1 protein-coding gene is annotated in these 16381 nt (G+C 65.4%); it reads right to left on the bottom strand.

Annotated elements, in window-relative coordinates:
* Nucleotides 1–4: 4 nt before the first annotated feature.
* Nucleotides 5–16336, bottom strand: coding sequence for a leukotoxin LktA family filamentous adhesin (locus tag JQ591_RS01520; RefSeq protein WP_211394286.1), 16332 nt, complete (start codon nucleotides 16334–16336; stop codon nucleotides 5–7).
* Between the last annotated feature and the right edge of the window lie 45 nt (nucleotides 16337–16381).

Below are 16381 nucleotides of genomic sequence, written 5' to 3'. Positions count from 1 at the left end.
CCCGTTACCATGCCTGTGCGAGACGGCCAATGGCCGGCTTCGCCGCCTCGATCGCCGCATCCTTCCAGCCGGCGCGTCCCACGCGCTGACCCTGCCGGCGCAGCTTGCGCATGTCGCTCAGTCCCTCGATGTTGACGGCCGGTCCGGCCCCGATGGTTTCGACCGGCCGCGGCGTCAGCAGCGCATCGAGCCGCGCCTTGCCGGAGAGACCGAGCAGGTAGAACGTCCCCCCGTCCTTCTTCGCGAGCCAGGTCTCGATGTTCTCGCTGCCCTCGCCGTCGACCGGGATGTTGCGCACCATGCTGGCGCCGGTGAAGTCGTAGCAGCAGGTGTGGGTCGGCCCATAGTTGCTAACGGTGGCCGAGACGTTGCCGGTGTAGAACACCACATAGGCGTTGCTGATATTGGCATTCCCGACCTGGCTCATCGTGAACACGCCACCCGGCTGGTAGAGCTGCAGCGTCGGCCAGTTGGACGGCGCCGGCGTACGGTTATTGAGCAGCACCTGCTGGGTTGCCGTGGTCAGCATCAGCTGGCCCGGCACATAGCCGTTCAGGATCGCGACCGCGTGCGCATCGGTCCAGAAGTTCGCGTCCACCACCTTGAACTGGTTGATGATGATGCTGTCCGGATCGATCGAGATATTGGCCGAAGTCGCGACGCCACCGTTGTGGCCGGTGATGTTCATGATCAGCGGAACCGACGGGTTCGAGCGGACCTGCTCGCCCTTGACGTTGATGGTATCGGCGGCGAGGTCGAGCTCCCTCACGACGCTGACCCAGCCGATCGTCAGGTCGCCCGTCGAAGTCAGCTTGACGACGTTGCCGCTGACCCGGTCGAGCGAGACCGATCCGGCCACATCGAAATGCGTATCGCCGCTGGCCGAGATCGATCCGCCGCGGAGCGAGCCGGTGTCGGACTTGACGTTGAGGTCGCCGGCATCGCCCGGGATGCCCGTCGTGGTGAGCTGGCTGAAGACGATGTCGTTGACGGCATGCAGGGTCTGTGTGCCGCCGCTGATAGCGGTGCCAACGGTGATCCCCCCGGCAGTCGCGGTGACGTCGAGCGTGCCGCCGGCCGTGAGATTATCCCAATGAACGATGGTGCCGCTCAAGACCGCGTTGCCGGTCGTGGCCGTGAGGTTATGACCGGTGTTGGTGCCCGCCGCGATCAGCCTTGCCGAGCCGTTGGCCGAGACCGAGCCCAGCGTCGGCACGCCGCCCGAAATCACCGTCTGCGCCAGGATGAAGCCGTTGTCGGCCGTGACATTGATGTTGCCGACGTCACCGCTGTTGCCAGTGGCCGCGAGCGACTTGAACGTCACGTTCTGGGTGGCGTGGACCGTCTGCGAGCCGCTGCTGCCGGCGGTGCCGATGACGATGCTACCGTTGTTCGCGACAGCGCTGAAGGTGCCGCTCGCGCCCGCATCCGTACCCGCCAGCACCTGGTCGAGCGTCAGGCCACCGGTGCTGAGGATGTCCACGCTGCCCTTGGCCGCCGAGAGCAGGCTCGCCTCGGTGTCGGTCAGAGACTTCAGATAGATGTCGCCGGCAGTCGTGCTTGCCGACAGCCGCGCGGCGCTGAGGATGAACCGGCTGGTCGCGTTGCCGATGCCGTTGGATGCGCTCAGCGAAACTTCGGCGCCCGAGCCGGACGCGACGAATTTGGTCTGGCCGTCGCCATTGTCGATGATTGCTCCGAGCGAGGCGACGCCGCCGGCGGTGACGATGACCGAAGGCGCGTTCGAGGCCGCCGCATAGGACAGCGACGAATTGAGCTGGCCGATGGTCGCGTCGCCGGTCGTAGTCACGGAGATCACGCCGGCCGCGTTGATGGCGGAGTAAGCTCCCATCGACAGCGTCGCGGCCACCAGCGTCACCCCGTCGGAGCTGCTGGTCGCAACCACCGGCGCCGCGCTGGTGCCGGCCGCGAAGGTCATGCCACGGTTGGCGAGGAGCTGCATCAAGCCGCCGCTGGCGACGTCGGCATTGATGGTGAGCGCGCCGCGCGAAACGTTCAGCGTCAGTGCGCCGCCGGATGTCAGCGTCCCATAGGGGCCGCTCGTGCCGACCACGAGATCGCCGGTGACCGCGAGGATGCTGAGATCGCCGACCGCCGAGCCGGTCACGGCGCCGGAGATATTCACCTGCACGGGCTGGAAGGTCGAGCCGTTGAAGCCGATGCTGCCGCCGGCGCGCAGATCGAGGTCGGTGCCCAGAATATGGATCGCGGTACGGTCCGTGAAGCCGGACTCGGCATAGATGCTGCCGGTCGCCGCGAGCTGGATTGCATTGCCGGCGGCAATGTTGCCGAGGATGAGATCGCCGGTGGTCTGCTTCACGTAGATGCCCTGCGCCGACGAGACCTGGTCGAGCTGGTCGTTGGCCGGGTCGGCGAACGCGATCTGGATCGCGTTTGCATTGGCCGCGGGATTGCTTCCGGCAGCCCCGGGGGCGCCGACATTGCCGTGCTCGGCGATCAGGGTCAGGTTGCCGATATCGCCGGAGATCACGGGCGTACCGGTCACGCCGGCGGCGGCGGTGATGCCGGTCACGGCGTCGAGCTTGACGTCGCCGCGGCCGGTGACCTCGATGCCGGTGGCTTGCGCCGCAGCGATCGGGCCGTAGTTCGCAGTGATGCCGCCGAGCGTGAGGCTGTTCTTGCTGCCGAGATAGACATTCGTCTGCGCCTTGGCCGAGATCGCGATCGGGTTGTCGACGACGACGAGGTTCTGCTGCGACAGGCTGACCGTATAGGTCACGACATGGGTCGTCGGATCCGTGACCGCGCCGACGGTGAGCTGACCCGGACCGGCCGTCGCAAGCAATCCCCTCTGCGCCGGCGTCAGCGACGAGGAATCGACGCTGGTGAAGGTGAAGGTCTGGGGCGCCGCCGAATTGCCGACCGAGCCGTGCGGCGCGTAGAGCATGATCTGGTTGGCGCTGACATTGGCCACGACGTTCTCGTCGATCGGCGGTGGTGCGGCGCCGACGGCCGACGACGACACGGTGTAGGCGAGCTGGCTCTGCGTCCACTGCGAACCCGCGGTGATGATGCCGTAGACCCGCTCGGTCGACGCGAGCGTATAGGCGTAGTTCGCATTGTAAGTGTTCAGTGCCGTTTGCAGCGCCGTGTTGCTCGGCAGGCGCTGATTGGCTGTCGTCACGCCGTCGAACAGTTTCGTGAACAGGGTGGACGACAACGAGCTGCCGAACACGGTCCCCAGCGGATCTGCCGGTGCGGTGCCGAGCAACGTCGTCAGTGAGGTCTTGAGCTCGTCGGTCGTGATCTTGCCGAGCAGGAACTGATCCCTCAGGAACCGCGTCGTGGCCTCGACCTTCATGTCCGTCGTCGAGACGTTCGCGGGATCGATACCGAGCTTGGCGGCCACCTGCGCGCGCAGCACCGTCAGTCCCACCGAGGTCGGATTGTAGGTGCTGCCGTTCGCGAAGGCGATGTTCTTGAGCTGGAAGTAGTCGTTGTAGGCCGATGTCACCATCGACTGGTAGCTGTTGACGGCGTTGGTGGCGGCGTTGCCGCTGAGCAGGTCGAGGCTGGTCCAGACGTCCTGGAGATGCTGGCTCTGCGCCTGGGTGAGACCAATCGCCGCCCGTCCATTCAGGATGCTGGCCTGGTTGCCGTCCGAGCCGGCCGCCTCGAGGAACACCGGGCCGCCGCTCGACTGGACCGTGCCGAGGCGCAGATCGCCCTTGGACTGGATGATGTAGGTGCCGGTGGCCGAGGCGCTGTCGAGAACCCCGCCGTCGACGCTGCCGCCGGCCTGCGTCGTGCCCGTCGCCTGGATCACCAGCGGATTGATATTGGTCAGCGTGCTCGCGCCATTGACGACACTGCTCGTCGCGCCGATCGCGCCGGCGGTGGAGTTGATCTCGACGTTCTTGCCGATCACGACGGGGTTGGCGACGTCGTAGGGCGAGGCCGAGTTGATGTCGCCGGTCGCCGAGATAAAGACGCTGCCCTGCGGCGTGCTGCCTGCCGAGTTGACCTTCACCTGGTTGATCGAAAGCGAGCCGACGGCCGCGATCGCGATGTCGTGGTCGATCGAGCTGGCCGTCAGGCTGCCGCCATAGACCTGCACCTGGACGGGAACACCGTTCGCGCCGATCGTGCCGATGCCGCCATCCGCTGAGAGAATTACGCTCCGGCCCGATATCATTGGGTTGTTCGCGTTCGTGCCGCTGGTGATGGCCGAATTCGCCCCGGTGGCGCTGACCGTCGTCGTGCCCGAGAGATTGTTGATCGGACCGTTGACGACGATGCCCGAGTTGGAAGTAACCAGAACAGTGCTGTTGCCGCCGCCGCTGAACGAGATGTTGATCGGGTTCGACGCCTTGACCGTATTGGTCAGCGTCAGGGTCAGGTGATCGTAGATCTCCTGGTACCAGTTGTACTGGTTGTCCGCGCCGCAGCACTTCTCGGGATGGGTGTTGCCGCCGCCGGTGTGATAGGAACCGGTCGCGGTGACGACTTCCTGGAAGTTCGAGGTCTGTGGGCCGGTGCTGCCGCCGCCGCCCTGGGCCTGCTGCACGTCCGAAACCAGGCTGATGGTGCGGGTCCAGTTCTGCCCGGTAGCCGCGTTGGGCGTATAGTGCCAGCCGTAGTCGAACTGCGTCGAGTCCGTGGGACGATCCAGCGTAGCCGTATCGACCCACTGGTAGAACATGTTTGCCTTGGTCGCGTACTGGATGCCTGCAGTGCCGCTGAGGCTGGTCAGCATCGTGTCGGTGTACTGGCTCGCATTGACGCCGCTCGTTTGATACGTCGACACCTGCTGGCCGCCCGCAGCGGAAGGATTGTAGACGTACCACGTCGTCTGCTGCTTGAGCTGATCGACGATCTCGATCACGCTCGGTGCGCTGACGCCGGTGTTGATGGTGTTGGTGACGAGCTGCAGGCCGGTTGTGTTGTTGACCGTGATCGAGCCGGCGCCACCTTTGACCGCGATCGTGCCTTGGGAGACACCGTCCTGGGTCGAGGTCGAGATGATCTTGCCGTTCAGATAGACGTAACCGCCCGAGCCCTGCACCACGCCGTTCACGAGGATCTGGTCGGTGAGAGCGTTGTACTTCACCCCGATCTTGATATCGCCGGCGGCCTCCGTCGTCGCGGAGGCCGTGATGTCGTAATAGCTGCCGGCCCGTGCGTTGACCTGGGCCTGGGCAAAATCCGCGCCCGCATTGCGGCTCTTGAGGTCGTTGATGGCGGTCAACGTGGAGCCGCCGATGTCGACCGAGTAATCGCTGCTCGTGCCGCTCTGGATGGTGCCGTTGATGTTGATGACCCCGGCCGAGATGATGATCGCCTTGCCGAAGATGAAGGGCGCGTTATCCGGCGGGTTGGTCCCCGTGCTCGAGTGCGCGGCCGAGTTCGAAGACGCGGTCTTCGGCGTGATCACGTCGGGCTGGATATTGACGACCTGGAAGTAGGCAGAGCACCCCGCGCAATTGAATGGCGAGTAGAACGTGGACGTGTGGTTGGTGGTGGTGGAGTTGCCCTGTGCGTCTGTCGATGTCGTGGTGTAGTCGTAGGTCGTGTTGCTGTAGACGCCCTGGCCGGTATAGGTATTTCGCTCCCACGGCGCGGTGGAGATGGTCTGAACCGTCGGCCCCTCCATGATCGCGAGCGTAGCAGCGTTAGGCACGCTGCCGGTGTTCGGATTACCGTTGCCGGGCGCGCCCTGGCCCATCGGCAGGAAGATCGCCGAATAGAGCGACAGGCCGTCGTAATACAGATCCAGCATGCGCGCGGTGAAGATCGTGCTGCTGCTCGCCGTTTGCTGAACGCCGGTATTGCCGTCGACGCAGCAATAGTAGGAATACGGGTGGCCGCCGCCCGCGCCGATATGCGGGCTGTTCGCGTAATCGCCATAGGCGCCGAGATAGGTCGCCGCCGCCATCACCGCCGTCAGCGTGTCGTTGTCGCCCGGCTTGAATTCGACACCCGCCCATTGCGAGAGAACGTCGTGGTTGGAGGTATAGAAGCTGCCGATGCCGCCGAGGAAGACGAACGAGCCGTTGGGCGCCACCATCTGGACGGTCGCGGCATTGAGCGACTGCGACGCGACGATGCTGCCGAGGTTGTTGGTGATCTTGAGCAGGCCGTTCTCGTTGTTGACGACGCCGTCGAAATAGATGTCGGGCGTGCGGGTCAGCTGGTTGCCATTCTGGTCGACGCCGAGCCCGCTGGAGGGATCCAGGCGGTTGTAGGTGGCCGAGATGTCGATGATCGGCGTCGCGCTCGGCGTGGCGGTGAAGGTCACGTTGGAGTGCGAATCCGGGTCGACATGGTCGATCTGGCGGTAGGTGATGTTTCCTCCGGTGATATTGGTGACCGTGAGGTTGGCCAGGTCCATGAAGTCGAGACCTCTGTTCTCGATCTTGATCATCGGCGAGCTGCGCGCGATGACCGCCGGCGCAATCGGATTCGTGCCGCTGTTTCCAGTCAGCTTCTGCGCCAGGATCGAGACGTTGCCTGCGGACACCAGCATATCGCCGAACGCGAAGGCGTTACCGGCGGCGTCGGAGGTATACGGCGCCTGCTGGATCAACGCGTTGATCTGGCGCTGGAAGTCGCCGGTCGGATCGGTGCCGGACGGCGACATCGTGGCGGGCGCCGCGGGCGTCGCCGCCGCGAGCTGTGAGCGGATTTGCGTCTCGGTCAGGCCGGTCAGCGTGACGAGCTGGTTGACGACGCTCTGGTAGGGATTGAAGCCGCCGACGATGGTGTACTGGACCACCTGGTGGTTCCAGCTCATCATCGGGTTGAAGTGATCGACGTCGGCGACATATTCGAGGGTGGGTGTCGACGAACCGCCGGACAGCAGTGACGAGTAAGGACTCGTCGTGCTCGCGGTCGGCGCGCTCGCACCTATGTCGATCGTAATGGTGATATCGTTGTTGATGCCAGCTACCACCAGGCCATTGAGCGCGACGTCGCCGGTTCCGCTGGTGTGGCTGTGGTTATCGCTGTTCTTGGCGCTGAAGATGTCCAGATACGGATTGTAGTTGCTGCCGTTGCCGGAGGCCGTGACCTGACCCTGGGTCGCTCCCAGGGAAATGTTCTGGACGCCGAACACGCTCGAGGTGTTGGCGAGCGTCAGGCTTGTGGTGTCATCGGCATTGGCCGTGCCGCGGTAGAGCGTGGAGATCGGAATGGCGGTGTTGTTGTAGACGACGGTCGTCGCGGTCGCCTGCACGCTGCTGAAGATGATGGTGTCGCCCGACATGCCGGCATAGATGTTGATCTGGCCCCAGGCCTCGACCTTGGCGTTGTTGCCGACGGTGACGGCCTGGTTGGCGTGGACCCAGGTGTTGGTGCTGGCGCCGACACCGGCGATCGCGCCGTAGAGACTGGCATTGGCATTGTTGGCCGCCGCCATCTTCGCAGCCGTGCCGATATAGATCTTGCCGGCGCTGAAGAGTTCGCGGGCATTGATGTTGACCGCAAGCGTGGCGTTCGCCGTCATGTTGGATTCGGCGCCGCCGCCGGCGAAGAAGGCGGCCGTGGCCAGGCTCGCCGTGTCGCTGGTATTCAGCGTGTTGTAGGCCTCGATGTTGATCACCGCCGCCGATGTCCGCGGATCGCCGTTGAGGCTCAGCACCGTCCCGGCGCCGATGTTGGTGGTGACGGTCTGAGTGACATGCGTGTTGCTCAGTGCCGCAGCACCCGCGAACACGCCACCGGAGCCCGACCGCGCGCCGCCGCCGGCCTGGTTGACGATGTCGTTGGCGATGACGACCATGTCGCCGCCCGCCGAGTTGATGATCAGATGAGGTCCAATGTCGACGGTGGTGGTCGCGTTGACGTCGTTCTGCGCGCTGCCTCCGGAGACGCCGGCCGTGGACGCCTGGTAGGCATCGCCGCTGGCGGCATAGTTCGTGGTGTGCTTGGCCTGGATGTTGAGGCCGCCGAAGAAGAGCGTGTCATCCGTCGTGCCGCCGTCGAACCGCGCATTGGTCACGGCGGTCGAGCTGGTCGTTGCGACCGCGGCAGCGCCGGCATAAGTGCCGCCGGCGCCAACCGTCGCGTTGGAGACGTTGATATCCTTGCCGGTCGCCGTGATCTGGAGGATGCCGGTGTAGTCGGCGTGATTCAGATGGGTCGCGTCCATATCGTCAGGCGCGCCCAGATAGGCGTAGGTGTGCGCGCTTGACGACGTCTGGGCGACCGTCGCACCCACTGCCAGGAAGCCGGTCGAAAGGCCGGTCGCCTGGGCGTATTGGCTGCTGTCGTTCTGGGCCGTAATGACCACGTCGGCGTTGGGAAGCGTAATCCCGGTGCCGCCATACGCGCTCACCGTCGCATTCTCGGACGCCCTGGCGTAGCTGCCCTGGGCGCCGATCAGCGAGCCGCCGCCGCCCGCGAGCGACCAGGCATAGGTCGTCGTGCCGCTCGTCGGGACCAGCGCCATCGCGGTCACGGCGAGCGCACCGCCAGAGAAGCTGGTGTTGTCGCCGACGTCGGCGGTGACGGTGGCCGTCACCATCGATTCCGCGACGGATACGCCGATGGCGCCGCCGCCGACTGCGACGCCGATCGCTTCGCTCGAAAGATTGGGGGTCAGCGATGCCGACACCAGCGTGCCGGCACCGGTCGCGGACGTGGTGATCGACGAGCCGGAGCCGATCTCGGCCAGAACAGTCGAATTTTCCTTTGCCGTCGCCACTGCACCATCACCGGCGACGATGCCGCCCGCGACCGCGGTCGCGGAGGCCGACATTGCGCCGGCCTCGGCTGCGCCAACCGCAAGGGTCGAGCTGTTCACCGTAGCGTTCGACAGCACCTTCGCCGCGACCGAGCTCGATCGTCCCGTGGTCGCGATCGACACCCCGATGGCCGCAAGGCCACCGGTGCCGCCGCCCGCGGTCACGCTCTGGGTCGAGCTGTCCATCGCCATCACGGCGACGCCGGTGCCGCCCGTTCCGGTCACGGAGCCGCCGAGTTGGGCTGTGACCGTATTGGCGACATTGCCGACTGCCACGGCTGCATCCGCGCCGAAGTAGAGCGCTGCACCGCCGGCGATCGCCTCGCTGTCGACGGTCTTGCCCGAATAAGGTCCGGTGTCGGCGTCCTTGACCCGCGCCGCGATTGTGACGGAAGGCGCAGCAACGATCGCGCTCAGATTGGCGAGCACGCTGCTGTTGACACTGGTGTAGCCGATGCCGGCACCGATACCGACATTCTTGGCAAAGCCGGCGCCGAGCAGGAACATCTTGGTCGCGTTGGCGCTGGTGGCGGCGACGTTGACCTGCGTGGCGGTGACATTGCCGCCCGCGATCTGGGCGGTGACGCCGTCATTGCCGCCGGTCAGCACGGTGCTGACGTCGTAGGTCGAGGTTGCATTGGCGTTGCTCGGATTGCCCGAGGTGCCGCTCGCGACCGCGTCGCTGCCGTGCGAGGAATTGGTGCCAGCGTTCACCGACGCGATGGTGCCGTTGTTCCCCTGATTGAGCTGGCCGGTCTGCTCGCCCTGCGTATCCGGATCGGCGGTATTGGTGCCGATGATGATGACGCCGACGGTCGCGCCGATGCCGACGCTGCCGCCGATGCCGGCGGTGACCGCGTAGGACAGCACTTCCTTGGTGCTGAGCGCGCCGACGTTGATCGCGCCGGACGAATTGAGGTTGCTGTTGCGGCTTTCCGCAATGGTCTGACTCTTGAAGACGATGACGTTCGCCGCCGCGCCGACGCCGACGCCGGACCCGCTGGCGGCAATCGAAAGCGCGCCGGCGATCTCCTTGATCGCCACGTCCTCGGTCGCGTTGATGGTGACCGCGCCAGCTGCGCCACCCGTGGGCGATTGCAGCGTAGTGTCGTAGACGCCGGCAATGGTGGTGTTGTTCGCGATCTCGATGTTCGCCATCCCGGCGATCGCGGCCGTGCCGGTCGAGAGCGCGCCGCCGATCGAATAGGCCTGGAAGCGGTTTATCGTCGTTGCCCCGACGTCGAGGGCGCCGCTCAGATTGACCGCGGTCGTGTGCGCCGCGCCGTTGCCCTGGTAGTGGAACTCGTCTCCGACATAGGCCTCGGTCCGGTTCGCCGAGACCTGGACCAGGAACGCCGCGCCGATCGCGGCCTGGCTGCCATAGGCACCCGAGCCGTTCGCCGACGCGATACCGGTGGCGTCGTAGGCGTTGACTGTGAGCGACGACGCCGTGAGGGAGCCGCCGTCGACATAGGCCTCGGTGGTTGCGACGAAGACGTTCAGCCCGACCGAGCCGGTGCCGAAACCGACCGCGATCGACGACGCGTCCTGCTCGGCATTGGCTTTCACGGTGACGGCGCCCACCGTTGCGCTCGCCGACTGCACGCCGCCAACGGTCGCATTGGTGATGTAGGCCTCGGTGTCACGCGACATCGTCGTGCTGAGAATGGTCGCGCCGCCGCCCCCGCTCCCGGTTGGCGGCACCACGCCGGCGCCGAACGCGCCCGAATAGGAGAAGCTGCTGGCGGCGACGTCGATCTGGGGGTCCAGCGTCGAACTCACCAGCCGCGTGTCAATCGCCGCACCGTCGATATAGGCCTTGGTGGATCCGCTCATCACATTGGTGATCGGATTGATCATGATGGAGATGCCCGAGCCCGCAGACAGGGTGGCGACGTTGGTGACGACGGCCTGGTGCGAGCTGGCGACGACGGCGAGGCCGCGCACACTATCCTGGGTCTCGCTCAGATCGGGCGTGGTGTCGGTGGGCGCACTGAAGCCGCCGAGATCGATCGCGTGCGCGAGCGTGCCGCTGTTGACCGAAAGCACGTCGCTCGTGCTCGTTCCGAGCGCATCCACTTTCGTCGTCGTCCCGCCGATATAGGCCGCGGTGGTGCCGGTGATCTTGTTCGTTACCATCGAGCCCGCGCCGCCGGCCGCGCCTTTGCTGATGGACACGGCGCCGGCGAAAACGCCCGCTTTGTCGCTATTGCCGGCAATCACGGCAACGTTGTTGTTCGCGGTAACGTCGGCCCCGCCGGCGATGCTGGCGGTGACGTTGGTTCCCATCAGATTGGTGGCGACCGAACCTGCAAGGCCGATCTGCGAAGAAATCGCAATACCGACGGCAACCGTCGAGATGCCGGCGTTCGAGCTCGCGTTGACGGCGACGCTGCCCGAGGCAGTCAGCTTGGAGCCGGTTACGCCGGCGCTGACATTGTTGGCGATGCTGCTGTAGACGAGCGCCAGGCCCGCGGCGCTGCCTTGCGTCGAGCCGCCAGCGACGGCGGCGGCTCCGGTGATGCTGGAACTGTCGGCCGCGGTGACGGAAATACTTCTGGCCGTGATGGCCGATTGCGACGCGCTGGACAGGTTGTTGCCGATTGCCGCCGAAACGGTATTGGCGATCGAGCTGATCGTCATGCCGCCCACGCCGGCAAACTGACCGGTCGCCAGTCCGAATCCGATGGTCACCGACTGGATCTTCGTGGTATCGAGCGCACTCACCCTGACATCGCCGTTGACACCCGAGTTCAGCAGCACGTTGGCGATATAGGCCGAGCGCGTCGTCGCGATGGTATCGTACACCATCGAGGCGCCGACGTTGTTCTTGCCGGCTTGGATAATGCCCGCAACGGAGATGATGCTGGCGCCCGGACCGTTCGCCGTGCCGTCGTTGAGCGCCGCCGCGCTGAAATCGATGCAGTTCTGCGTGCCATTGCCGCCCGCGGCCGTGCACGTGTCCGATGCGAGATGATTGTTATTCGACTTCTTGACGAGATTTCCGAGCGCCGTATCGAGGTCCGACACGGCGCCGCTATCCGCCAGCACCGTCACGCGCCCGACGTTGATGTTAACCGTCGAGTTGCTGCCGATATAGGCCGTCGTCGTCGACGTGATTTCGTCGACGACGATCGAACCCGACAAACCGTTGGACCCTGCCCCGGCCGACGCGGCTCCGGCCGCGATGATGCTGGCATTGTCCGCGAGCACCAGAAGCGTGTCGTAATTGCTGATCGACGTGGACTTGATATGCGCGTCGGTCGCGTTGCCGCCGGAGGGATCGCCGATCGACGCATACGTCATGGCGACGCCGAAGCCGCCCTGCCCGCCGGAAACATAGAGCGAACCGCCGCCGACCGCGATGTTGCTGGTCTGGTAGGCATCGACCTCGAGAGCGCGCAAGACACCAGTACCTGCGCCGTTGATGATCGAATTTTCGATGTAGGCACGCGCGCTGTCGGTGATGATGCCGACGGACAATGCGATCGAGACGGCGTTGGATCGCGTTGCCGCGGCAAGGCCGATCGCCACGACCATTTCCGATCCGCCGTTCAAGGCCTGCACGGTCACGGATTGCTGATTGTTGACCGTGGAGTTGGAGATGAAGGCCTGGGTCGCATTGTTCGAGATCGCCGCGGCGATGGTGCCGTCGACGGCCACGCTCGACGAGCCGGCGCTGCCTGCGAGATTGGCGGCGGCACCACCCGAGCCGTTGTTGAGGATGGTATCGTTGAGCGCCTGGACCACCAAAGTGGCCGTTGGGCTCGACGAGTAGCGGTTGATCGTGACGCCGGTGATCGAGGCGGTCGTGGCAAGGCTCACGTCGCTGACGGACGAGCTGCCGGCGAGATCGATCGTGAAGCCGCTGCTTGAGGCGCCCGACGACGAGCCAATCTTGGCCAGCGCGGTCGAGATCCCGCCCGCTCCGCCGGTTGCGGCCGCGCCGACGGCGCCGGCCTTGGTGCCGAAGTCCGAAACCGAAGGTTCCGAAATGGCAGCCGCAATCGACGCCGCGATGATCCGGCCCGCGGTCGTCGCGGAAATCGCCAGATGGTCGGCCGTGACCGTCCCGTTGCCGCCGCCGGTTCCCGAGAACGGATCGTCCGAGCTGAACGGGCCCGACCGGATATCGCTGTGATTGTCACCGACATAGGCAGCGGTGTCGGCCGTTGCACCGAGATAGGCGACGGCAAGACCGACGGCCGAGTTGCCGCCGGCTGACACTGCGCCGGCGACCGACAGCATCGACAGATCCTGCTGCGCGAGCACGTTCACCGTGGGAGCCGACACAGTGGCGCCGATCCCGATCGAGGCATGCGTCGTGTTGTTCACGAGCGCGATCGACGTGATGCCGTTCAGCGCCAGCGCGCCGGCCGCCTTGCCGGACGTCGGCGCAACACCGAAGAACTGGTCGGTCGTCGATGCCGTGATGGAGATGTTGTCGGTCGCGCCGACCGAAGCCCCGGACGCCACGCCGGCGATGGTGCTGTTCCAGAACTGCACAAGGTTGAGCGCGCCGCCCAGCGACGAGCCGCCCGACGTGTTGCCAGGAAGGAAGCCGAGCGTGCCGACATTGCCGGCGGCGTCGATCGAGGCCGAATAGGCCGTCGCCGCGATGGCGAGCGTCGCGTCGAAGGCCTGCGTCGCCCCGCTATCCAGCGCAGCCGTCCAAGCGCCACTGCCACAACTCGCAACCGTGCAGGTCGCCGTGAGGCTCGCGCCGGTCGCAACCCACGCCGTGGTGTTGTTGTGGACCATGAAGTTGTTGAGCGAGCCAGCGATGCCGACGGTGTCGCCGGCGTCCGCGGTCGAGTTGGCATAGCTGGTCAGGATGCTGCCGCCGACGCCGAGATTGCCGTTGAGATGCCTCAGCACGTCCGTCAGCGAGGCCCACTGAGTCCAGGTGTTGGTGATCGGCATATAGGTGTTTGCCGAGACGCCGATCTCCGGCGCATTGATCAGGGTCCCACCGCCGATATAGGCGTTCGAATTGTGCGTGAAATCGCCCCATGCGACCGCCGCGGCGATCGCCGTCGACTGACCATCGACCGGGCTCGAGCTGATCGCCGAGGCCGTCGCAATGCTGCGCACGCCCACGTCGATCACGTTGCTGATGACGGCGACGTTGCCCGACGTATAGATCGACGGCGCACCGCCGCTGGGGTTTTGCGCAATCGCTGCCGTCGCGCTCTCCGTGCTGCGCGCGATCGTCAAAGCCGCCGACGCCTTCAGGTTCAGATCGGCGGTGAACAGCGTGCTGAACTGCTGGGAGAACAGGCCCGGATCCATCGTGCCCACGACCAGGGCGCCCTGGAGTCCGGCAATCAGAGCCGGCGTACCGGTGATGGTCGAGGACATCGTCGAGTTCGACGTGGTGTTCGAGGTCGCCTCGACCGTGACCGAGCCGTTCATCCGGTTCGACGTGCTGGACCCCAGCGATGACCCCAGCGTCGCGGTCGCCGACGTGTTGACATTGCTGATCGCGACCGCGCCACCGACGCCGCCGTTCAGCGCCGGATTATCCAACCCGACCGAGGTTGCCGCCGTCGAGAAACTGTTGTTGTTCAACGCGCGCACCGAAAGTCCGCCCGTCGATCCGCTCGCGGTCCCGGTGCTCAGCCTGGCGCCGGTCTCGACGTTCGCAGTCGTGGTGATCGACGCCGTCGAATAGGCCACCGTCGCGACGAGAACCGCGCTCGAAGTCATCGACACCGCGGCGACATTCATGTTGGCGTCGTTGGTGGCCTTGATACCGAGGGTACCACCCGCGCTGATCGTCGCGTTGCTTGCTATATTGGTGGTGACGTTGCCGGCGATGTTACCAACCACGACCGCAGCGCCAACCGGCGATACGCCGAGGAGCGACGAGGCGATAACGGGATCCTCGGCCCTCTCCGACCCGTACGCGCTGATCGAGACGTTGCCGCTGCCGGAAATATTGGCATGGCCGTTGATGTTCACGGTCGCGGTTGCGCTGGCCGCGACATAGCCTCCGTTGAGGCCCAGGATCATGCCGGGAACGGACTCGCCGACCAGTGCGAACGTCGAAGCGAGCGAGCTCGTGAAGCTCGCGACCGCCGTTGAGCTCGCGCCGATGCTGATCGTGCCGCCGGTGATTGTGCCGTCGACCGTGATGCCCGTGGTCGCATAGGCGTGGCCTGACATCAGGGTCTGGCTCGCCGTGGCTGCCAACGTCACATTCCCGTTCGTGTACGTCGTTCCGCCCGTATTGATCGCCTGGGCGAGAATCTGCGCTCCGTTGACGATGCTGATGGTCGGGGCGTCGAGCTCGACATTGAAGGCGTTGCCGACCGAATGAGTCTTGGTGGCAGAGTCGAGGTTACGGGCATCGATCACCGCATGCGCGGCCAGCGTAATCGAATGGTCGGCCTGGACGAGATAGGTGGCACCGGCGCTCAGCGCCGCAATGGCGTTGGCGACCGAGGTGTTCGACAGGGTCACGCCGGCGTCGCCCTGGCTCGTGTCGCCGATGACCACGTCGGTCGGGTCGATCAGCAGGGTGCCGGCCCGGCCGTTGGGTGCGGCGAGGTTGATGGTGACGCCGCTGCCCACATCGATGACGCCGTTTCCACTCAGCTCGACCAGGCCCGCATTGCCCGTCGCAGAGCTGGCGTTGATCTTCGCGCCGGTCTTCACCGTCACGTCGTTGCCAGCCTTGACGAGGACGCCGCCGGCATCGCCGGTCTTGCTCGCCGTGCTCAGCCTCGCGTTCTTGCCGAGCTCGATTTTATTGCCCGCCGCGACCGTGATGTTGCTCGGCGTCGTGGTCTTGCTGCGCGCGGTGAGCCGTCCGTTGACGCTGGCATTGTTGACTGCACCGATATGGATCGAGCCGTTGCGCACGGTAATCGCGGCCGCGCTCCGCAGCCCCTTGGAATTGACGGAGGCTGCGAACTTCGCGGCGTGATCGAGATTTGCGATGTCGCGCTGGCTGGCACCGCCGACAAAGACGTTCTGCCCGGTCAGGCGCACGCCATCGATGGCATTGACCCGGCCGTAGATCCGGATGTTGCCGTCCGGCGAGACCGGGAACGAGCCCGCCATCAGATTGGCGACGGCCGAACCGTTGATCTGCCCCCCCGCACCGATCAGGCTGTCGGTGAACTCGCGCGTCGGCGTCGAGACGTTGAGGCTGCCGACATTGACCGTGCCGCTGCGGCCGACCACGAAACCCTTGGGATCAGCGAAATAGACGTTACCGCCGATCGCGCCATTCATGTAGGAGTTCAGTGTGCCGTTGACGTAGACCGGAGCGTCACGAACGATGTTGACGAGATTTTGCGTGCCGGTCGGCAGTTGCAGATTGACGGTATTGCCCTGCCCGACGCTGAACTGCGAGAACGAGTTGAAGGCATTGTTGCCGGAGACCGTCGACGTCGTGACGTTGGTTACGCTGCCGGATGTCTGAAGGCTGGTCCCGGTGCGGCCGTCCGGCGTGATCACGTTCGCCGGCTGCGCCTGCAGGCGGACGCTGAACACCGGCAGGAAGACCATCTGCATCGCGCAGAGCAGTGACATCGAACGGAAACGCGCAAGTCCCCGCAGCGTCAGCTCGTCATTGTCTCGCCTTGCAGATGGTCGGCGCATTTCAGATCCTCTTCATCGGCACTGGCGCCGATCCACAACCGGGTG

Source organism: Bradyrhizobium canariense (assembly GCF_018130465.1).
GTDB classification, from domain to species: domain Bacteria; phylum Pseudomonadota; class Alphaproteobacteria; order Rhizobiales; family Xanthobacteraceae; genus Bradyrhizobium; species Bradyrhizobium canariense_C.
The sequence above is the reverse complement of the archived record's forward strand: the minus strand, read 5'-3'. Positions and strand labels throughout refer to the sequence as shown.

What these genes read in the sequence shown, in the direction of transcription:
- JQ591_RS01520 (WP_211394286.1), bottom strand. Translation starts at nt 16,336, where the DNA reads ATGCGCCGACCATCTGCAAGGCGAGACAATGACGAGCTGACGCTGCGG.